Here is a 19866-nt window from a genome sequence, read left to right as displayed (position 1 = left end):
TTTATTGCTGACCAAATTTTTGAACCGATTGGGCAAATTCAGGATATAGTCGAACGGCCTCTTCCATGGCAAGTCCTTTAACCGCGCCCTCCCAAGCCTGTTGCAAGGCCACCACACCCCCACCGGGACCTTTGGGATGCGCCATAATCCCGCCTCCTGCCATGTACAATAAATCAATGGTTTTCGTACGTCTGTAGGTTTCAAAGGCTTGCCCTCCCCACTGGCCGGAAGATACCACGGGCAATAATGTTTCACGAGAAAATAAAGGCGTTAGGCAAGCTTCGATGGACTGTACCACCGAATCATCCGATTCCCAGAATTTATTCTGAATTCCATTTACATGTAGCTGATCTACGCCTGCCAGGCGCCAAAGTTTTTGGTAGGCCGTAAATTCAATACCCAGCAGGGGGTGCCTATTCAGCATACCCCAACCATTCCGATGACCGTGGATAACCAATGCACCCTGATCACATATTTTTTTTACGCCGGCAAGGCCAACACTATTGATACTAAGCATGGCGCAGGTCCCACCTGCCTTAACGATATAGTCATAACGAGACAACATGCTATCCAATTCATCGCTAATGTTAAAAGCATACATAACCTTTTTCCCGGTTTTGTCCGCATGCGCATTAATGACACGCATAATGGCGTCAACCCGATCTTCTAACTTGGAGTTAGCTGCTGCTGATTGCAGTTCGTCATCTTTTATGAAGTCAATACCGGCCTCCACCAAGGTTTTCACCAATTTAGCACTATCTGAAGGGCTCATGCCAATACTCGGTTTAATAATGGTGCCGATCAAGGGTCGTCCGTCCACCTTTGTACTTGCTCGGGAACCGGCCACTCCAAAACGAGGCCCTTCAAAGTGAGCGCCATAGGCGGTAGGGAATTGGATATCTAATAATTTCAAGCCGGTGAATTGACTGAGTTCATAGAGGTTCCCTTGCAAAGTGGAAATAAGCACCGGTAAATTATAGCCAAAATTTTCTATCGACCAAGAGATTTCGATATAAGCTCGTTGATACCGTTCGGATGTGAACTTCGTGCTCGGAATGGCCGGCTGTGAAACCGATCCCAGCAGGTGAACGCTTTCCACACGCGCAGCAAAGCGTCGCTTTAGATCTTCCGTTTCACCGGGAACTGACACAAAGGTACCCGATGATTGTTCGCCCGTCAAGATCAAAGCCGCTTTTTCCGGATCAAAGGGAGTTTCAATATAGTATTTCGCAATAATTCTTTCCATAGCCTATTGAATCAATCCAATCTGCTAGATTGATAATCAGTATAGCTATGCGTAAAAAGGCTCTTTGCCGTTTTACACCTATTGATTATCTACTAGTCAAACAGATTAGATTTATACTGACAAATTTATCAGCGAGAACAATAGTGCTATTGTAGTATGTATGCAAGCTATTGTAGCATATTAGCTTTTTGCATACAGCTATTTCTTTCAGTCCGTCTTGAGCAATTGATATTGATACTTTCTTCCGATTTTTTGCGCATCCACAAAACCGTTCTTCAAAAGGTAATTCATCCGCACTGCCAAAGCGTTCTCCAGTTTGTATTTATCCCGGTCCGGCTGCGCCTGATGGATTTCGTTTAAAATGGCATCACGGTCGCCCGTTCCTAAACGTGTGAGTGCATAAGCAATTTTTCTATCCAATTTACCGAAAGGGTCGAATTTTTCAACAGGCACCAAAACACCTCTCCTCCATTTCGCTGGGGAAGAAACCGCCTCTTCTGTTGCAGCATCCGTCATTTTGGGTTCATGAAAAACAGAAATTTGCTTTCGTTTCTGCACGATATCAATGGTACATTGTATGGCGTCAATTTCGGCACGAATACTTTCAGCGAACTCTTCCAGAAAGGCGATTGTTTGCTCATCTAACAGCGGATTTTTTGTCATGAGATTAATTTAGGTTGATTCTACTAGGACAAAAGTAATAAGTTCGTTAGTTAAAAAGAAAAAATTGAGACCCAATTGTGAAAAAACTGTATACCAACCAGTTTCATACCACGTAAACACCGCCTCCCTGTGTAAATTATTGAAATAATCACAGAAGACGTCACTAAAAAGAAATAAATAATTCTTAGCTTGCAAACAAAGTAAGTGAAATTTACGTCTATACGTTTACCTAACATGAAATGCATATGAGTGAATGGAAATTAAAAAGATCATGGCGACAGATTAAAAATCAGATAAGAACGAAATGGAGTGAGCTCACGGAAGATGACCTATACTATGAAGAAGGTAAAGAGATCGAGCTGGTCCATCGGTTAGAGCAGAAAACAGGAAAAAGTAGAGAGGATATCGTTGACTATCTCAATCACCTCTCCTTTATTTCCGATCTTAAATTAAGAGCTTAACGAACAACAAGGGGCTAAAATGGGTAACCAGGCCCCTTGTTTCACTAAGGCGTGGCTTTCCCTTTCTGATCCCAGTGGTCTTTAATGAGACGTCCTTCCTTGTCAAACTTAAGTCTTCTAGCGTATCGTTCACCCCGTATATTCCCATTCGCGTCCTTCTTGCCCATAAAAAGCAAAATAGGCCTCCCCTCTTCATCGGTTTTAAACATCAGATCGTAACGCTGAAAAGTTAATTCCACCAAAGATAATGGATCATACTTTTTACGCAGCAGCTTCAAGATCGGTTCCTTCAATGCCATAATCGCAGTTCTTTTTTAAGATAACCCAATGTACCGGTTATTGTTTGGCGTCAACTACAGTCTACACGAAATTGAAAACAGCAAATAGGTAATCAAATCGTTTCGTCTAAAGAAAAAAAATATCCTAACAGGATGAAACAAAAGTTTTGCTTCTTCGTTTTATTAAGATGATTAAGTCCGATTTGGTCCCTTAAGGGTACTTTGTAAACCGGAAGAGACAACAATTAATTTATTAAATAGTACTTTTACGAAAAAGCGCTACAAATTACAGGAGAACGATAACATGACGATCAGAAACTATGATGCTGAATTTTGCGGAAAAATACCCCTACATAATGTTAATTTAATTCAGCCTCATGGGTATCTCTTAGTTTTAGATCCGGAACATTTGGAGATCGTACAAGTAAGCGAAAACATAGCAGCGCTATTCAATCAGCCCCTAGATGCCATTATCGGAACCACTATCAATGATTGGCTGGACGAATCGTTGCATGCCGAAAAGCTTACCGGCAACCACTTCAGCAGTCAAAAGATTCCATTTCGTCTACGTTTGGCCGACAGCTTATTTTTAGCGCTAATCCATATGAAAGGGCCTTATCTATTAGTAGAATTAAGCCCCACAAGCGAAGAAAAAAGTTTTTTGGAAATTTATCAGGCGCTTCGGTATAATTTTGCAGAGCTAGAACAAAAGCATGACCTTCCCACACTTTTATCGGCTACGGCCCATCAATTCCAGCTACTTTCAGGGTTTGACCGGGTTATGATTTATCAGTTCGATGAGCATTGGAATGGAAAAGTAGTTGCGGAGGCAAACCATAGTGGGAAGGTGAGCTATTTAGGCCAACAATTCCCGGCTTCCGATATTCCGAAGAGTGCAAGAGAACTCTATAAAAAAAGCCCCTATCGCTTGATACCGACATCCCATTATGAACCGGTAAAGCTGTACCCGATTATCAACCCACTCAGTATGTCGTTTGTTGATTTGTCTGATTGCCATCTACGGAGTGTTGCACCGGTGCATTTGGAATACCTGCATAATATGGAAGTAGATGCCAGCATGTCTGTGCGGCTTCTCGTAAATGATACACTTTGGGGGCTGGTCTCCTTTCATCATAATACACCGCGCTACCCGGATTTCGAAACCTGCTGTCAGTTTGAGCTACTGGCTGATTTTGTTTCGAAACAACTTGCCAATCTGTTAAGTGCCGAGACCTTTGCATTCAGCAGCACCATCTCAACTCATAAAAATGCTATCCTTCGCAATCTATACCGTGAAGTTTCCCTTGAAAAAGCACTTTTTGATGACGAATATCATTTATTGAAACTATTTAGTGCGCAAGGAGCCGTATTGATATACGACAATAAATACTATAGCACCGGCGCTGTTCCAACCGAAGAGCAATTACAAAACCTTGTCTTTTGGTTACAGGAAAAGCAATTAGAACCGGTTTTTGTTAGTAATAATATGACAAATGAATTTGAAGAAGCGCAAGTGTATTCGAATATAGGCAGCGGTTTATTGGCCATCGAAATAGACAAACACAAGGGAAATTATCTGTTGTGTTTTAGATCTGAACACCCTTATACCATTGACTGGGGCGGAAATCCAAACGAAGCCGTAAATTTCGAGCAGGATGCCGGCACTTATCATCCACGTAACTCCTTTAGGATTTGGAAACAAGAGGTGAAGAACTCATCCGTCCCTTGGAAAGAGGAAGAAAAAGAGGCCGCTCACGCCATCCGACTCTACATATTTGAGTATTTAAGTAAAAATGCGCAGGAATAATAATTATTATTGCAGTATCATCTTTCTATGACCGAAAAAAAGGATATAAGAGAAACGGCCCACTATATAGTAGCCATTGGAGCCTCTGCCGGTGGCTTAGAAGCTATCAATAGCTTTTTCGATGCCGTACAGGATTTTTCACAATTATCTTTTATCATTATACAACATTTATCGCCCGATTATAAGAGCCTTTTAGTGGAATTGGTATCCAAGCACACGAAAATGAAAGTGCTGGAAGCCAAAGATAATATGACGGTCGAGCGTGGTGCCATTTATGTAATTCCAAATCGGATGAGCATGACCATTCACAATGGTATCTTGTGTCTAGCAGAAAAAGTGGTCAACAATGTTCCCAACAACGCCATTGATATTTTTTTGGACTCGCTGGCAAACGACCAACAGGAAAGGGCTATTGCTGTCATCCTCTCCGGTACGGGAAGTGATGGTACCAAAGGTATTCAGGCTATAAAAAAGAACAAAGGCTATGTGCTCGTACAAGAGCCAAATACGGCTAAATTTGACGGCATGCCTAATATGGCCATTATGAGTGGCTATGCGGATGCGATATTACCTCCTAAGGAAATGCCTCAGCAGATGCTGGATTATATACAGCTCATGAACGGGGAAGATGAAATGCTGAGCGGTGAGCTGAACGATCAACAGGTGGATCGTATTCTGGCACTGGTGCATGAAAACAGTGATCGCGACTTCAATTATTATAAAACACCGACGATTATCCGCCGTATTTCGCGGCGCATACGGCTGCAGCAAATAAAAAGCGTTCAAAAATACATCGAATTCCTGGAAGGAAATGCGGACGAGGTGCATAGTTTAGCAAATGATTTATTAATCAATGTGACGCGTTTTTTTCGGGACCCCGAAGCGTTCCGCTACCTAGAAGAACAAGTTTACCCATCGCTGGTCAAGCAAAAAGCAACCGGGGAGACCTTTAAGATATGGGTTTGTGCCTGTAGCACCGGCGAGGAAGCCTACTCATTGGCCATATCGCTGGATCAATACCTTCAGCAGACGGCAACTCGGCTTCCGGTCAAGATCTTTGCCACCGATGTCGATGAAAGTAACATTCGACTTGCCAGCAGAAATCGATATCCCTTATCCATTGAAAAGGATGTACCCTCTTCGATATTGAAACGCTATTTCACGCTAGAGGATAATCACTATACTGTTATACCACGCATTCGAAAGCAAGTTGTTTTCGCTCACCATAATGTCATCAAAGATCCGGCTTTTATAAAAAACGATCTGGTCAGTTGTCGCAATATGCTGATCTACATGAACAAGGTATTGCAAGAGAAAATATTGTCGATCTTTCATTTTGCCCTGAAACCGGGCGGTGCCCTCTTTTTAGGACCCAGTGAAACCACCGGGGCTCTTGAAAACGGGTTTGAACAAATATCGGGCAAATGGAAGATTTTCAAAAGGTCGCCACATCAGCTGAAAAAGTACTTGGGCGAATATGGGAATACGTTAGGCACCCTCAGTAGTTCCTCCTATGTTCCTCGGAAAGCCACTGAATCACTGAGTGTCAGTGAAAGCCTTCGTCGTGATTTTCAACAACTCATGTTGGACGAACTCGGTTATACCGTTATCTATATAGACGGTTACAATGAGGTCAAAGAAACCCTCGGCAACTACCACAATTATTTGAGCCTTCCCAAAAAAAAGCTGAATTTGAATATCCTCAGTATGGTTCCCGAGGAGGTAAAACTACCATTGAGCAATGCCATACGTGAATCGAGACAAGAAGGAATAAAAGTATCTTTGACGGGCTTAAGCTTCCGTAAGGATGACCAAATCAATCATGTCAATATCCACATACACCCAGCGGCACCTCCACACGAGCATCTATCCATGCTGGTCTTTATTGATGTAACCATCCCGCTGCGGGAACATGAACCCCTATCGACGTTTACGCCGCGTAGCGATTCGCCAGATGAAAAGCGCTACATTCAGGAGCTGGAAGAGCAATTGAGCGAAACACGTAATAATTTGCAATTGGCGATAGAAGGATTGGAGACAACCAATGAAGAACTCCAGAGCTCCAATGAAGAATTATTATCCAGTAACGAAGAGTTACAAAGTTCCAACGAAGAGTTGCAGTCGCTCAATGAGGAGTTGCATACCTTAAACACGGAGCACCAGCTGAAGATTAAGGAGCTCATCGAGTTGAATGATGACCTTGACAATTACTTCAAAAGCACGGAGATCGGTCAGGTATTTCTGGACAAGGATTTAAAAATCCGGAAGTTTAACCCGCAAGCCATGCGCCTAATTAATTTAATAGAAGGTGACATCGGACGGCCCATCGGCCATATTTCCAATAATCTTGCCAATGATAACCTGTTGGAAGATATTAAGAAAGCGCAAAGCGACAAAGGCTTTTACGAAAAAGAGGTGCAATTGCAGGATGGCCGCATCTACCTTATGCGTATTTATCCCTTCGTTCGACGCGACAAGGAGATCGATGGCCTTGTATTAAGCTTCATTGATATTTCCGCTTTGGAAAACCTGAACAGCATCATCAAAGCCGTATTTGATGCCAGCTTAGAAGCCATATTTGTGCTAGCGGTCAATAAGGACGCTTCAAGCCCCGATCAACAATTTGCCTTGCTCACCCAAAATGAAGCAGGAATCAATCTGTTAGATAAACTAGCTATTCATAAAGAACATCCGTCCTTTTTCGGGCATTTAAGCAAACGCCTCGGCCAGCGGGTCACCAAAAAACTACTTGACACCTATTCTTCCGGAACTGCTCGTAAGATTGCCTGTAATTTACAGATCGACAGCCGAGAACAGTGGTTTGAGGTGAGCATGGTCAAAATGAAAGACGGCCTGGCGCTCACGTTTAATGATATTACACTGCAACGGGAAACGACCGATAGGTTGCGCAAAAACTATAATGAACTCGTTGTTGCGCGTGAGCAGTTGAAGAACCTCAATAGTGGCCTGGAAGAGGAAGTAGCAAAAAGAACCGCTGAATTAGCGCTGAGCGAAGAGCGTTTTCGGTTGGTAGCTCGTGCCACCAACGACTGCATACGCGATTGGGATCTTGTTAATAATACGGTATGGTACAGCGATAATTTCTATTCCATCTTCGCCTATAAGTCGGAAGAGAATTTAAAGGAAATCAATCAATGGTTCAGCAAAATCCATCCCGAGGATGTGAAAGCTGTACGAAAAGATTTGCTTAAAGCGATTAACCAAGGTGCCGAACAATGGAGCGGCGAATATCGTTTTCACAAAGGGGATGGCTCTTACTGCCACGTGTTCGATAGAAGTTTTATCCTGAATAATGAGTCCGGTATGCCTTTTCGAGTAATCAGCTCATTAATGGATGTAAGTACATTAAAAGAAGCCGAGTTAGCTACCAGGGAATTAGCTACCAAGAAGGATGAGTTTATGAGCATTGCCAGCCACGAATTAAAAACGCCAATTACGAGCATGAAGGCCAGCTTGCAGCTTATCGATCGACTAGCGGAAAAAGGCGGACCCAATGGTATGCTCAAAACATTTGTAGCGAAAGCCAATCAGCAGGTCGATAAAATTACTTTCTTAATCGAGAATCTGCTGGACGTAACGAAAATTCAGGCAGGGAAGATTATCTTACAGAAATCAACGTTTAACATCAATGAATTGATACAAGATTGTGTGTACGAAGTAAAAAATATGGGGGGCCATACGATTCAAATACACGGCAATATAGATGTCGATGTATATGCCGATAAAAACCGTATTGAGCAGGTATTGATTAATTTTTTGACCAATGCCATTAAGTATTCACCCAAAGCGGATAAAGTAGACCTCTTCGCCGAGCAAAACGGGAAAGAAGTAAAGATCTCCGTTAAAGATTACGGCATCGGCATACCACAGGAAAAGCTCGATCTGGTATTTGACCGCTTTTTCCGTGTAGAAGAATCGTCGTCACAGTTTTCAGGATTGGGTTTAGGTCTGTTCATCTCGTCGGACATCATTAAACGTCACCAAGGTCAAATCGGCGCAGTCAGTTCACCGGGCGAAGGCTCCACGTTTTGGTTCAGTCTACCCATTCAACAGGCCTAGCTTGGATTTTGCTTCCGTCGCACTCGCAGCGCTTCCTTTATCCCCTTGACGTCAGCTTTCCAGTTGGGCAACAGCCATACCATGATGGTTTCTTCGAGTAGATCTAAAGTCGTAAAGGCGATCGCGATATAAAATAAGGGTAAAGAAGGCGTGGTAAGAAAAAATGACGGTATTAAGAAAAGTGCTTGGGCAACGGCGGCCACTTTAGCGAGGTAGGTATGAAAGCTGGTAAATTTTCCATAACGAATCAACGCTGAGCCAACTTGAATGAGAAAGAGAATAAGCAATACGAGTATCCAACTATACTCCCTGGATAGGAAATCCTTGTGATAGACAAATAGCCCAATAACGGCCACCAATATGGTTAAATCGTCCGCAATGGAGTCCATCTTGGCGCCCATAACACTCACAACCTTGTACTTTCTAGCCAAAAAACCGTCGATGGCATCGGTAAAAAAGCTGAAGGCTAGTAACCATTTGAACCAGTTAAGCTGTTCAGAAAAGATAAGAAACAGGAGAAAAGGAGCGGCTATTAAACGATAAAACGTAATGCCGTTAACCATATAATAGCTTCCCTTATGCATATACAAGCCTTTTGCACTAAAAAAGACGGCCCAAGTTTCTACCTAGGCCGCCTTGACTTTCTTAATTCCTTCGTTGGCATTACCCAAATCAGGTTCAATGGGTTTATTCTCAGACTTATTAAAAGCCACCCCTTTAAAAAAATCTATATAGATAACATAGTGATTTCTTTTTTGTTTGGATTTTTTTTAAAAAAGCTAAAAGCTTTACGCTATAAACAGTGAATAAGGGAATTGTTAATAGTGAATAGTTCGCCCTACGCGTAACGCCCTTCTGCCACTGCTATCGCAACTGTCAGCCATTCCTATGATAGTCTGCTCAACGAATGAACCATTCAACCACCCAACTATTTAACAAGCCAACTATTTAACAACTCAACCATTTAACTACTCAACTATTTAACAACTCAACCATTTAAAGCCCCAACTACTCAACTACCTCCCACTATAAAACGTTCCTCCGTGTGGGTACTCAGCACTTCCAAAGGGTCGCCAACCTTAACAAAACCACTACCTTGATGTATAAGATTCTGTCCGAATAGAATTTTCTTTTCCCTTGAACGGTACGAGGCCAATGTTTTTAACGGTTCTTTCGCCTTTTTTGCACTTTGTTGATCAATTGTAGTCATCACACACCGCGCACAAAGCTTAACGCCGTAAAAATCGATCGTGCCACCAATTCGTATATGGTTCATGCGATCCTCTTCAAAGGCAGCGCCCCCTGTAAATACGATATTAGGCCTAAAGCGATTCATGGGAAGAGCGATCTCCAGCCGGGCGTTTAAGTCATCCAATGATGCTTGTCCTATCATCAAAAACGGGTAAGCATCCGAAAAGAAGTAATCATGCCTTTAGGCGCGTAGCGTTGATCCACTTCGCGCGCGGTACTGTCCGGCATATACACCAATCGGCAGGTCAAGCCCAAGGCATCACTAAACCAGGCATCCACCTCACGGCTCACGGAGACCGCTCGGCAGGTATCTTCCCAAATAACAACTTCGCTGAATTGAGCTTCAACCGGCTCAAAAGGTATACGCATTTTTCCCCATTCAGGATGCGTTACCGACAAGCAATCTGCCCCTATCTCGAGCTTAAACAAAGCCATTTGCGGGTGGACGCGTTGCGTAAGAAATTGATTGTTTTCATCGATCAACATCCATCGCCGATCGTATTTAAAGCCTCTATCGGTGACTTCGGCCTCCGAAAGCGAAATACCGCCCAACGATTTGACTGGATAAATAAAGAGTTCGCTAATTGTTAACATAGGCTATGAGTATAGTAAACAAAAATAGAAACGCTTGCATGGTTTTCAAATGAACGTGGGATATTTTTAATATGATTATCGGAAATGACGCCTGCTTATAATACCTAGATTGCTTCACTTCTTTCCAGACTCCACTTCTTCATGTCGCCTGCCTGCGGTAGGCAGGCAAGGACGTGGATAGGAGCGTCTCTGCGAGGAGGCACGACAAAGCATTCTATTTGTAATACTTATAAAATCTGTCCTCCTTTTTCTTGGAAATCGAGCTTCAGCCGTTGATATCGTTCCGGATCAATGGCACGGGAGGCGTGTTCAATAATACCGGCTTTAAATCCCAGGTCAAGGGCATCATTGGCTGTATAATAGACGCAATAATCGGCTGCAAGACCACAAACTGCTACTTCTGTTACACCTCTTCCCTTCAGAAAGTCCGCCATACCTGTCGATTTCTTCCTTCCATTATCAAAAAAGCCGCTGTAGCTATCAATATGTTGATCCATGCCCTTTCTAAAAATAGCTTCGACCGCATTCGTTGACAGTTCCGGCGCTAAGGCCGCTCCCGCTGTTCCCTGTACACAGTGTACCGGCCAAAGCACTTGCTCCAAGCCATTCCATTGAATTCGTTCAAAAACCTGTTTTCCCGGATGTTCAGTAAAAAAACTTTTATGATTTGCCGGATGCCAATCCTGTGTAGCTACCACTAACTCGTAAGACGATTGCAATTCATTGATAATTGGAATAACTTCGTCCCCTCGTTCCACTGCAAGAGCGCCTCCCGGCAAAAAATCGAGTTGTATATCGATAATAATTAGTGCTTTCATTTCAGATGCGATTCACTTACTTTCAAAAATACGTATTTTCCTTTTAGGCTATAAGCCTTAGGCAATAGGCTTTAGGCATTAGCTTTTAGCTATCAGAAATCAGCTTTCAGCCACTAGCATGCTCATCATCACATTGACTTACAAATAATTGTCACATTGGCTAATTGTCACATTGGCTAATTGTCACACTGGCTAATTGTCACATCATCACATTAGCTAAATTAACTATTTAACCACTTAACTATTCAACGACTTAACCACTCAACGACTCAACTACTTACAATTCAACCAAAACCGCTCCATAACTTCCTGTTATACCCTATAAAAAAAGCTCGTTTAAATCTGATACAGATAGCACCTAGATTTGCCACCATGGAAAAGATAAAAGAAGCTTTTACAGATGATGAGACGGCCCGGCAGGAAGTTTATCGGTTGACAAAGTACACGAAAATCCTTACATGCCTTATCTTGCTATTAATCGGGTCGTGTATTTATATCCTCCATGGCAGGACCGTACAGGTTCCCGTAGTCGGCCCTAATGCGGAAAAAACGACAGCAGGCGTCTATCCATCCCATATAAATGAGGCCATAATCAAACCTTTCGACAATAGTAAAGAAGGTGAACTAGCTGCTTACGGCCATCGATTAATCACGGAAACCTATAAATATCTAGGTCCGGAAGTAAAGGAAGGAATGGTTACCGGTAACAATCTGGCCTGCTCCAGTTGCCATCTAAATGGAGGCACCAAAGCTTACGCTGCACCCTATATTGGTCTGTCCGGAGTCTTCCCTATTTACATCGGACGCGAAAATAAAGTTGAATCTTTAGAGGAGCGCATCAATGGTTGCTTTGAACGAAGCATGAACGGAAAAGCTATTCCGGTTGATAGTAAAGAGATGCTCGCTATGATCAGCTATATAAAGCATCTCAGCCGAGATGTCGCAATCGGTAAGCGTATCGAGGGACAAGGATTCGTTCAGCTAAACAAGCCTAGTCGAGCAGCTGATAGAATAAAAGGAGCCGCTGTATTCAAACGACATTGTATAACTTGCCATGGCGAAAATGGACAGGGTAACCGTCGAGGTAAAAGTGGCGACGGAAAAGGTTATCTATACCCTCCGCTTTGGGGCAACGATTCTTTCAATGACGGAGCGGGTATGGCCCGTTTACTGACAGCGGCTCGATTCATCAAAGGGAATATGCCCTTGGGAGCAACTGCTGAAAACCCGATTTTAACGGATGAAGAAGCCTATGACGTAGCTGCTTATATCAATTCCTTTAGCAGACCGCAAAAAGCAAATAAAGAATTGGACTATCCCGATCTGACCAAAAAGCCAAAGGATTGCCCTTATCCGCCTTATATAGATCAGGTTACCATAACACAACATAAATTAGGACCTTTTAATTTTTAACATTAATACCATATCGATCATGAAATCATTGAAACCATTTATTCTCGCTACTGCTTTATTTTTAAGTCTAGCATCTTTTGTTTATGCCCAAGATAGCCAAGCCATTATCCGTAACAGGGCTTATCAAGGCGCCGAGGCGATCCAACCTCGGTATCGCGCCATCTATCAACTGGATAGTAACGCTCCGGCTACCATCGAAAAAGCCATACGGAACATCAACAATGTACTGCAAGATCCGCGACTAAAAGAAAAAATCGAAATAGAGCTGATCGCTTTCTCCGGAGGTACGGAAGCGTACCTAAAAAATGGCAAATATGAACCCGCATTAAAAAGCTTAATCGATCAAGGCGTAATTGTAGCCCAATGTTTAAATTCTTTAAAGGAAAGAAAACTGAAAAAAGAAGAGTTGTATGACTTTATTGCCTATGTACCCAGTGGAAATGGCGAGTTGGTTATTCGCTCAGCCCAGGGCTGGACGATTATTAAGCCTTGATCGCTTACCAATCAGAACACACAGGAAACAAGACAATGATCAAGAGAACAAACACAATAACAAATCAAAACATGAAGACAACATTCTTTTTTATGGCAAGTATACTCACCCTTCACTTGGCTAAGGCACAACAAGGGCACCATTATGACCCACCTTGGAATACGCCACCGGAATCGAGTGTTCAATTTACCGTGCCTGGTATAAACAATGCACCTGATTTATATGGTGATGTGGAAAATCCGCAACTCGTTGTATTCTTCGCGGGTAATCAATTTATGTGCATCGATGAGCTACTTAGTGGATTTAAGGAGAAGCATCCCGAGTACCAGCGCATCTTTGCTGAAACACTTCCGCCCGGTATATTGGCAAAGCAAATAGAAGGCGGATCGCTGACTATGGGCAATCTACGGATTACCCATCAACCCGATGTCTATACCGCAGGAAAAAATCGGATAACAGAGATGGCAAGCTATTTTGATCGTACGGAAGTCTATGCGTACAATAAATTAGCCTTAATGGTTCCAAAGAAAAATCCGAAAAAAATTAAGGCCTTAAAAGATCTAGGAAAAAAAGATATTCGGGTCAGCATGCCGAACCCGGCTTGGGAGGGAATCGGGCGTCAGATTGAAGCCGCTTATAAAAAAGCCGGAGGTGAAACTTTGTATGAAACCATCATGCAGACAAAAGTAAAAAACAACCGTACTTATTTAACACGCATCCATCATCGTGAAAGTCCACTGCGTATATTATACGGACAAAGCGATGTGGCCCCCGTGTGGTATTCCGAAGCTTATTATCAGAAAATGATCGGCCACCCGGTTGAATTGATTCCAATAGCGGATGAACAGAACATACGCGCTACCTATATAGCCGGTAAATTGAAACAAGCACCCCATCCCCGAGCCGCTGCCGATTTTTTAGACTATCTAACTTCCGAGGAGGCAAAAGCAATCTACAAGAAATATGGCTTTGAAACCGACTAAAAGTTAGTCATGGAGCAAGGCTGTCTCGCTTTTAAGATAGCCTTGTTCTTTTTATTATTTACCACCTTTGATTACGCGGAGGGTGGAGCAAGTAAACTAATACTTACGTTTCAAATAGGCTTGCGATGTTAAAGAGATTAGATTATGTTTTAATGCTTCCAACACTAAACCCACTCTACTTTTCACGCCAAATTTCGCAAACAAGCAAGCCCGATAACCGTCGATTGTTTTAATGGAAAGGCACATGCAATCAGCTATTTCATGGTAATTTAAATCGGAACAAGCTAAACGAAGAAACTCCAATTCTCGGTCTCTTAAGTCCATCCAATCTGTATTGGAAGCCTGAAACCCCATGTTTGTCAGGTAATTGTTGTAATAACCCTTCATCCATATCTCCTGAAGTGCACCTTCCAATTCTTCTAATTCTATATTTTTTTGCAAATACGCACAGCAACCGGCTCGGATCATTTTCATAACACTGACCGAATCGTCGAGCCCGGAAATCGCAACCAATTTAACGTTTGCATATTTTTTTTTGACGCGTGCTGCCACCTCATCTCCGTTCATTTCAGGCATGAGCATGTCTATTAACAAGATATCCGGTACCGACTCCCCCTTATCTATTTGCTCAAATAGGGAGGAGCCGCTATCCGCCAATAAAGTGACCTCAAAACAAGAGAAAGAGTTAATGATAATCTCCAAGGATTTTAACACTAACGTGTGATCCTCCACAATGCCAATGGTTGCTTTCATAGGCTACCGAATTATAGTTGATCGAACCAGGTTAGATTCGCTTCCCTAGCTTTATAATTGATGAATAAAGTAACTGAAATTATTTCGGTTCATCAAGTATAATAGCCACTATTATCGGGCCGGAATGATTAAATGCGAAATTGTGAGAAATATATCACAATTTACTAAAGCAAACAACCTTGGACTAGCATTCATCCACTGTGATCACCTAATCCTCTAACACCGTAAATTCCGTCCGCCTATTAGCCTGGTGTTCCGGTATACTACAACTCACTCCATTCGCACAGCGATTAACCAGTTTTGTTTCGCCGTAACCTTTTGCTACCATTCTGTCTTTCGCTATCCCTCTTTGCTCGAGGTACTGAACCGCCGATTTAGCACGTCGGTCGGATAAAGCCAAATTATAAGCATCACTTCCGCGACTATCGGTGTGGGAAGAAAGCTCAATTTTTAAGCTAGGATATTCTTCCATAATCTTAACAAGCTTGTCCAAGATCAATGCAGCGTCTTTACGGATATTGCTTTTATCAAAATCATACAAAATATTTTCCAACCTAAAGGTCATGCCCTTTTTAATTGCGGGATCTAAATATAAAGCTACTTCCAATGTATCGGACTTTATAATCCCGAGGGTCGAAACTGCTACCGAATCAGATGTAAAATTGATCTTCTGCCCCAATACCTCATAAGTCTGCCCTGGCTCAATAGCGAAAATAAACGTACCATCTGCTTTTGTGCTTTGCTGGCCAAGTGTCGCTTTATTCGCTCCATATAAGGTTACATTCGTTGCTGGGAGCAGTTCATTCGTCGCTTTATTGTAGGTCTTACCCTTTAAGACAAGTAGTATCTTCGGTTTTTCGTAGATAAAGGAATAGATGTCATCCCCTCCAAGTCCTTCATATCGGTTCGAAGCCAAGTAACCGGCCATGCCTTTGTCTGTCCGCTCCTGCACAACAAAAGCAAAATCATCTCCCGGCGAATTGATGGGGTTTTTTAAGTTTAAGGGCTTGGTCCAGCTTCCTTTTTCTCCCTCACTCTTAAAAATATCCAGTCCGCCCATTCCTGCAATACCATCGCTCGAAAAATATAAGACGCCCGATTCATCTAGGTTGGGGAATAGCTCATCTTTTGCCGTATTAATGGTTGGACCCGCATTTTGCGGCGTACCCCAAGAGCCATCCGCCAATTTTTCAGAATACCAAATATCCGTTCCGCCTGATCCGCCCGGCCTATCCGAAACGTAATACAAGATTCGGCCATCCTTACTCAAGGAAGCATGGCCGAGTGAATAAGATTTGGTATCATTGTACGGAAAGGCCTTCCCCTCCCACTTCCCTTCACTGTTTTTTGTATAAATGTAAAGTTCCAGATTGTGCGTTCGGTATTTTCGCTTTACTTCCTTATTAATTTCAGTTTCTTTTTTGAGTGCATAAGTCCGAGTAACAAATAAAGTATCTCCCGCTTTATTACTCGCAATAGGCCCCACATGGTAGGCCTGATCATTAAAGTCGCTGTTATATCGCCTAGGATTGCTCAAGCCGATTCCGTCTCCACGTTCCGCCGTATAAACATATAAATAGGATTTCCCGGTCCATCCATATCGATCTCTATCATTGATCGAATCCCTTTCTCCTGCATAGAACACTTGATCGCCGATGGGAAAGGCAGCGAACTCAGAAAGTTTGGTATTAATACCTTCTTCATTTCGAATTTGGTAGCTAGTTGGTTCCTTCAACCATTTTAAAGCAGAGTCGCAACCGGCAATTTCAACGGATACCGCTTCTCTATTTCCTACTTTCGTTGCATAATCTTCAAAAGCCTGTTTTGCCTCCACATATTTAGCATTGGCTTTTAAAATTTCACCATATCGGACAAAATTCTCCGGTTTACTTTCCGGATGTACCACTACTTTAGCATACCAGTTTTCGGCATTTTTATAGTCGTTAATTTTGAAATAGCACTCAGAAAGACGCTCTAGATCGCTCAGTTCCGGCCGTTTTGCATTTGCCAATTTCAAATAAATAGGAATGGCATTCGCATACTGATATTCATAGTAAAACCGATCAGCTCTTTGCTGCTGCGTTAATTGTTCTTGACCTATCGCTACATTAAAGATGCTCAGTAAAACGATAAATGTGATGAAATTATATTCAAGCTTCATGATCCCTTAAATTTCAGCTCGTTTAGCTGCTGTTATCAAATTCATTCCTATTAATTGCATGGGTGCCGTATCAGAAAAACCGCGGACTAATAATCCGATTACCTTTTGGCGGGAAGGTAAATCCAAGCGTCAACTCATGTGTTCCATTCTGAACCGTACTTAACTTACTTATACTATAATCATACGAATAGCCGATTCGCAGTCGGTCAGACACATACATTTGAATGATTCCTGCCAAAGCATTATTAACATTCAGGCTTTGATTGCGCGTGTAGTCTTTATTCCAAATCGCAAAACCATTCCGATAACTCGCACCCAACCAGAGTCTGCTATTGAAAATAAACATGGCATTGAAGTCAAAGGTTGTTGGCCCGTTAAAGTCTTCTTTAATCAAGATACTAGGCTTAAACATAGTATTACGGTCGAGCTTATGAAGCGTACCCGCTACGAGATACAGGTGTCTTTTACGACGTATATTTCCGGTCGTATTGCTATCCCACCTAAAGATGTTGTTGCTGTTATCGCCACTCAACAAATCCATAACAGAAGCACCGGCATACCATTTATTGGTATAATAATATACACCAAAGCGTACATCCGGAATAAAGCTGCTAATTTTTCCTGCCGGCAAACCCAGATCGCCCCCATCATGTACATCCACTAAACTACCGTCCAGACTGTATTGCGTTACCCCGACACCAACGCCAAAACTCAGGCGTTTGGAGTCTTCGGTATTCAATCGCAGGCGGTACGAGTAGTTACCATAAATTGAAGTAGCCGCTTGCGGTCCCAGTTTATCGGCTGTAATCTGTAAACCAACGCCGTTATTTTTTGTGTAGGGATCCAATAATCCGTCAATCGATACCTGACCGGTTTTCGGATTACCCGGCATGTTTACCCACTGGTTTCGTAAAGCCAATTGGGCAAACCATTCTTCCTTGTACCCTGCGTAAGCCGGATTTACACTAAGTGTATTAAAAATGTACTGCGTAAACTGGATGTTCTGCTGGCCTTTGGCCGGCAGCATCACCCCGTACAGTAAGCTAATTGCTAGTATTGCACTTTTTATGTTCTTGTTCATAGCTAACGCTCCCTAGATATCCTTATTAATAACTTCGTTTAAGCAAGATCCAACCTTTATGAGTTTCCTTGTTGCCCCCATTAGATAGTTGAAGGATGTAGTAATACGTACCTTCATTTAATCCCTGGCCATCCCACGTATTGTTATAATTCTCACTCTTATAAACCTCGTTACCCCATCGGTTGAATATGACAAGCTCTGCCCGTTCGTATCCTTCTAGTCCGATAATGACAAACAAGTCGTTTTTACCATCTCCATTTGGTGTAATGGCATTCGGTATCTTCAATGGATTCGGCTTAATAGTAATCGTCACGGTTGCCACATTCGTCCAATTACCATTTGCATCCTTCACGCGATAGGTAAACGTTTCGGTTCCGGTATATCCCGGGTTAGGGGTATAAATGAGGTTACCGTCGGTTCCTATCGTAATTGTTCCATGCATTGGTTGCTGGATAATTTCAAAGCTTGAAGGATCAAAGGCTGCATCTCCCGGACTGTCGTTGTCTAATACCGGAATAGTCACCGGTTTTCCTGACTCCGTTTCCGTCAAATCGTCGGAAGCCTCCGGTTTAACGATATCAACCGGTAAAGATGGCGAACTCGGCTGTTGAGGTGTTGTAGTATCAGAGCCGTTTGGATCAGAAACCGTCGCTGTATTCGCAATCTCCAGGATATCCGTCAAGTCGTTGTTTACCCTTACCTTAAAGCTTACACTTCGTTGTTCACCGTAAGGAATATTGATAGTCCAATTAAGTGCACCGTTTGCAAGACTTCCACCACTATCTGCGCTTCCCTCGATATAAGAGGTACCGGTCGGAATTGCATCCCGGATCGTCAAACCTTCCAGATCAACATCACCCGTATTCGCTACTGTAATGTTGTAGGTCAGCTCTTCGCCGGCTTTCACTTTTCCATCGCCGCTTGCATCAGCAACCGTTTTATTGGCAACAAAGCTTCTGTTATTGCTTGTTGGTACAGGCGGAGCACTCGGCTCTTGCGGTGTCGTGTTTGGACTAAGCGGATTCGTTACTTTCGCTGTGTTCACAATTTGCGATATACCGCTCAGGTTATTCTGCACCTTCACCTTAAAGCTCACGTTCCGTGTTTGGCCATAAGGCACATCCAGCGTCCAATTCAATACATTGCCAGTGATCACACCACCATTGTTGGCGCTACCTTGTACATAGTCTGTTCCTACAGGGACCGGATCACTAATATGTAAGTCTTCCAGATCTACATTACCGGTATTCTCTACACTGATTGTATACGTTAATTCTTCGCCGGATTCAGCTCTTCCGTTACCATTCGCATCCGTCACTGTTTTCAGTGATTTAAATGTTCTTATGATATTTGGTTGTAATGGCGTTGTCTCACAAGCTGTACAGCCGGGTGTCGGATCTTCCGTTGGCGTAGTCACCTGCACGGTGTTCACCAATGGTTCCGTAAAGTTTCCTGGAGTCTGCACCGTTACCGTATAGGTCACCACTGCTCCGTTCGGAAGCGTGGCGATTGTTTCATTGATATCACCTGTGCCCGATGTGTTCGGTAAGGTCACCGTTCCGGTGGTTACCACAGCCGTCCAGTTCGTAATGGTCGTTCCCGCAGGGGCCGTATCTTTCACGTTCACCGCGGTCGCATCGCTCGGACCGTTATTGGTCACCGTAATGGTATAGTCTACCGACTCGCCCGGTGTAAACTCCGTTTTGCCCGCTTCGCTCGTTACCTTCACCGTGACGATCTCCGCTTTCGGATCAGGTGTCAACGGCGGCGTGGTACAGGTGGTA

General features: G+C 43.0%; 17 protein-coding genes and 1 riboswitch. Of the genes, 6 read left to right on the top strand and 11 right to left on the bottom strand.

Annotated elements, in window-relative coordinates:
- Position 1 precedes the first annotated feature (1 nt).
- Together QT327_RS19300 and QT327_RS19295 are read right to left on the bottom strand one after the other, a co-directional pair.
- On the bottom strand, positions 2-1246 hold the full coding sequence (locus QT327_RS19300) for a ribulose-bisphosphate carboxylase large subunit family protein (protein WP_289553775.1): 1245 nt from the start codon (positions 1244-1246) through the stop codon (positions 2-4).
- Between the two features lie 207 nt (positions 1247-1453).
- Entirely contained in the window at positions 1454-1909 is a 456-nt protein-coding gene (locus QT327_RS19295; protein WP_289553774.1) for a soluble adenylyl cyclase-like protein, read from the bottom strand.
- A gap of 245 nt (positions 1910-2154) precedes the next feature.
- On the opposite strand from QT327_RS19295, the gene QT327_RS19290 reads away from it, so the two are divergent.
- Positions 2155-2370: a CsbD family protein gene (locus QT327_RS19290; RefSeq protein ID WP_013665436.1), complete on the top strand. Its 216-nt coding sequence runs from the start codon at positions 2155-2157 to the stop codon at positions 2368-2370.
- A gap of 44 nt (positions 2371-2414) precedes the next feature.
- Here QT327_RS19290 and QT327_RS19285 read toward each other — a convergent pair whose 3' ends face one another.
- Entirely contained in the window at positions 2415-2669 is a 255-nt protein-coding gene (locus tag QT327_RS19285; RefSeq protein ID WP_013665435.1) for a hypothetical protein, read from the bottom strand.
- Between the two features lie 283 nt (positions 2670-2952).
- Between QT327_RS19285 and QT327_RS19280 the strand changes: the two genes are divergently transcribed.
- On the top strand, positions 2953-4455 hold the full coding sequence (locus QT327_RS19280) for a GAF domain-containing protein (protein ID WP_289553773.1): 1503 nt from the start codon (positions 2953-2955) through the stop codon (positions 4453-4455).
- A 27-nt stretch (positions 4456-4482) separates the two neighbouring features.
- On the top strand, positions 4483-8535 hold the full coding sequence (locus QT327_RS19275; protein ID WP_289553771.1) for a chemotaxis protein CheB: 4053 nt from the start codon (positions 4483-4485) through the stop codon (positions 8533-8535).
- Here QT327_RS19275 and QT327_RS19270 read toward each other — a convergent pair.
- The 4 genes from QT327_RS19270 to pncA all read right to left on the bottom strand — a co-directional run bounded on the left by QT327_RS19270 (position 8532) and on the right by pncA (position 11198).
- Positions 8532-9119: a CDP-alcohol phosphatidyltransferase family protein gene (locus QT327_RS19270; RefSeq protein WP_289553770.1), complete on the bottom strand. Its 588-nt coding sequence runs from the start codon at positions 9117-9119 to the stop codon at positions 8532-8534. The two genes, QT327_RS19275 and QT327_RS19270, sit on opposite strands and share 4 nt — an antisense overlap.
- A 48-nt stretch (positions 9120-9167) precedes the next feature.
- Positions 9168-9262, bottom strand: a riboswitch (TPP riboswitch).
- A gap of 285 nt (positions 9263-9547) precedes the next feature.
- The gene (locus tag QT327_RS19265; protein ID WP_289553769.1) at positions 9548-9928 is read right to left on the bottom strand and encodes an MOSC domain-containing protein; all 381 of its coding nucleotides are present in this window, start codon (positions 9926-9928) and stop codon (positions 9548-9550) included.
- A complete protein-coding gene (locus tag QT327_RS19260) occupies positions 9928-10380 on the bottom strand; it encodes an MOSC N-terminal beta barrel domain-containing protein (protein WP_289553767.1) in 453 nt (150 codons plus the stop codon). Before QT327_RS19260 ends, QT327_RS19265 begins: the two co-directional genes overlap by 1 nt.
- A 227-nt stretch (positions 10381-10607) precedes the next feature.
- Positions 10608-11198, bottom strand: a complete 591-nt coding sequence (gene pncA / locus QT327_RS19255) for a bifunctional nicotinamidase/pyrazinamidase (protein WP_289553766.1) — start codon at positions 11196-11198, stop codon at positions 10608-10610.
- Between the two features lie 372 nt (positions 11199-11570).
- On the opposite strand from pncA, the gene QT327_RS19250 reads away from it, so the two are divergent.
- The 3 genes from QT327_RS19250 (at position 11571) to QT327_RS19240 (ending at position 14087) form a co-directional block, all read left to right on the top strand.
- Complete coding sequence (locus tag QT327_RS19250; RefSeq protein WP_289553765.1) at positions 11571-12611, top strand: c-type cytochrome; 1041 nt, start codon at positions 11571-11573, stop codon at positions 12609-12611.
- Between the two features lie 19 nt (positions 12612-12630).
- The gene (locus tag QT327_RS19245) at positions 12631-13104 is read left to right on the top strand and encodes a DsrE family protein (protein WP_289553763.1); all 474 of its coding nucleotides are present in this window, start codon (positions 12631-12633) and stop codon (positions 13102-13104) included.
- 71 nt (positions 13105-13175) lie between these two features.
- Positions 13176-14087 (top strand): molybdate ABC transporter substrate-binding protein, encoded by a 912-nt coding sequence (locus QT327_RS19240; protein ID WP_289553762.1) that lies wholly within the window; start codon positions 13176-13178, stop codon positions 14085-14087.
- A gap of 96 nt (positions 14088-14183) precedes the next feature.
- Here QT327_RS19240 and QT327_RS19235 read toward each other — a convergent pair whose 3' ends face one another.
- The 4 genes from QT327_RS19235 to QT327_RS19220 form a co-directional block, all read right to left on the bottom strand.
- The gene (locus QT327_RS19235; RefSeq protein WP_289553760.1) at positions 14184-14840 is read right to left on the bottom strand and encodes a response regulator transcription factor; all 657 of its coding nucleotides are present in this window, start codon (positions 14838-14840) and stop codon (positions 14184-14186) included.
- Positions 14841-15048: 208 nt separating this feature from the next.
- Positions 15049-17001 (bottom strand): OmpA family protein, encoded by a 1953-nt coding sequence (locus tag QT327_RS19230; RefSeq protein WP_289553758.1) that lies wholly within the window; start codon positions 16999-17001, stop codon positions 15049-15051.
- A 70-nt stretch (positions 17002-17071) separates the two neighbouring features.
- Positions 17072-18082, bottom strand: a complete 1011-nt coding sequence (locus tag QT327_RS19225) for a PorP/SprF family type IX secretion system membrane protein (protein ID WP_289553757.1) — start codon at positions 18080-18082, stop codon at positions 17072-17074.
- Between the two features lie 25 nt (positions 18083-18107).
- On the bottom strand, positions 18108-19866 hold a 1759-nt coding region (locus QT327_RS19220; protein WP_289553755.1), incomplete at its 5' end, for a T9SS type B sorting domain-containing protein.

Origin of the sequence: Olivibacter sp. 47, assembly GCF_030372825.1 — a bacterium.
In the GTDB taxonomy this organism is placed as follows: Bacteria; Bacteroidota; Bacteroidia; order Sphingobacteriales; family Sphingobacteriaceae; genus Olivibacter; species Olivibacter oleidegradans.
The sequence above is the reverse complement of the archived record's forward strand: the minus strand, read 5'-3'. Positions and strand labels throughout refer to the sequence as shown.

What these genes read in the sequence shown, in the direction of transcription:
- QT327_RS19300 (WP_289553775.1), bottom strand. Translation starts at nt 1,246, where the DNA reads ATGGAAAGAATTATTGCGAAATACTATATTGAAACTCCCTTTGATCCG.
- QT327_RS19295 (WP_289553774.1), bottom strand. Translation starts at nt 1,909, where the DNA reads ATGACAAAAAATCCGCTGTTAGATGAGCAAACAATCGCCTTTCTGGAA.
- QT327_RS19290 (WP_013665436.1), top strand. Translation starts at nt 2,155, where the DNA reads ATGAGTGAATGGAAATTAAAAAGATCATGGCGACAGATTAAAAATCAG.
- QT327_RS19285 (WP_013665435.1), bottom strand. Translation starts at nt 2,669, where the DNA reads ATGGCATTGAAGGAACCGATCTTGAAGCTGCTGCGTAAAAAGTATGAT.
- QT327_RS19280 (WP_289553773.1), top strand. Translation starts at nt 2,953, where the DNA reads ATGACGATCAGAAACTATGATGCTGAATTTTGCGGAAAAATACCCCTA.
- QT327_RS19275 (WP_289553771.1), top strand. Translation starts at nt 4,483, where the DNA reads ATGACCGAAAAAAAGGATATAAGAGAAACGGCCCACTATATAGTAGCC.
- QT327_RS19270 (WP_289553770.1), bottom strand. Translation starts at nt 9,119, where the DNA reads ATGCATAAGGGAAGCTATTATATGGTTAACGGCATTACGTTTTATCGT.
- QT327_RS19265 (WP_289553769.1), bottom strand. Translation starts at nt 9,928, where the DNA reads ATGATAGGACAAGCATCATTGGATGACTTAAACGCCCGGCTGGAGATC.
- QT327_RS19260 (WP_289553767.1), bottom strand. Translation starts at nt 10,380, where the DNA reads ATGTTAACAATTAGCGAACTCTTTATTTATCCAGTCAAATCGTTGGGC.
- pncA (WP_289553766.1), bottom strand. Translation starts at nt 11,198, where the DNA reads ATGAAAGCACTAATTATTATCGATATACAACTCGATTTTTTGCCGGGA.
- QT327_RS19250 (WP_289553765.1), top strand. Translation starts at nt 11,571, where the DNA reads ATGGAAAAGATAAAAGAAGCTTTTACAGATGATGAGACGGCCCGGCAG.
- QT327_RS19245 (WP_289553763.1), top strand. Translation starts at nt 12,631, where the DNA reads ATGAAATCATTGAAACCATTTATTCTCGCTACTGCTTTATTTTTAAGT.
- QT327_RS19240 (WP_289553762.1), top strand. Translation starts at nt 13,176, where the DNA reads ATGAAGACAACATTCTTTTTTATGGCAAGTATACTCACCCTTCACTTG.
- QT327_RS19235 (WP_289553760.1), bottom strand. Translation starts at nt 14,840, where the DNA reads ATGAAAGCAACCATTGGCATTGTGGAGGATCACACGTTAGTGTTAAAA.
- QT327_RS19230 (WP_289553758.1), bottom strand. Translation starts at nt 17,001, where the DNA reads ATGAAGCTTGAATATAATTTCATCACATTTATCGTTTTACTGAGCATC.
- QT327_RS19225 (WP_289553757.1), bottom strand. Translation starts at nt 18,082, where the DNA reads ATGAACAAGAACATAAAAAGTGCAATACTAGCAATTAGCTTACTGTAC.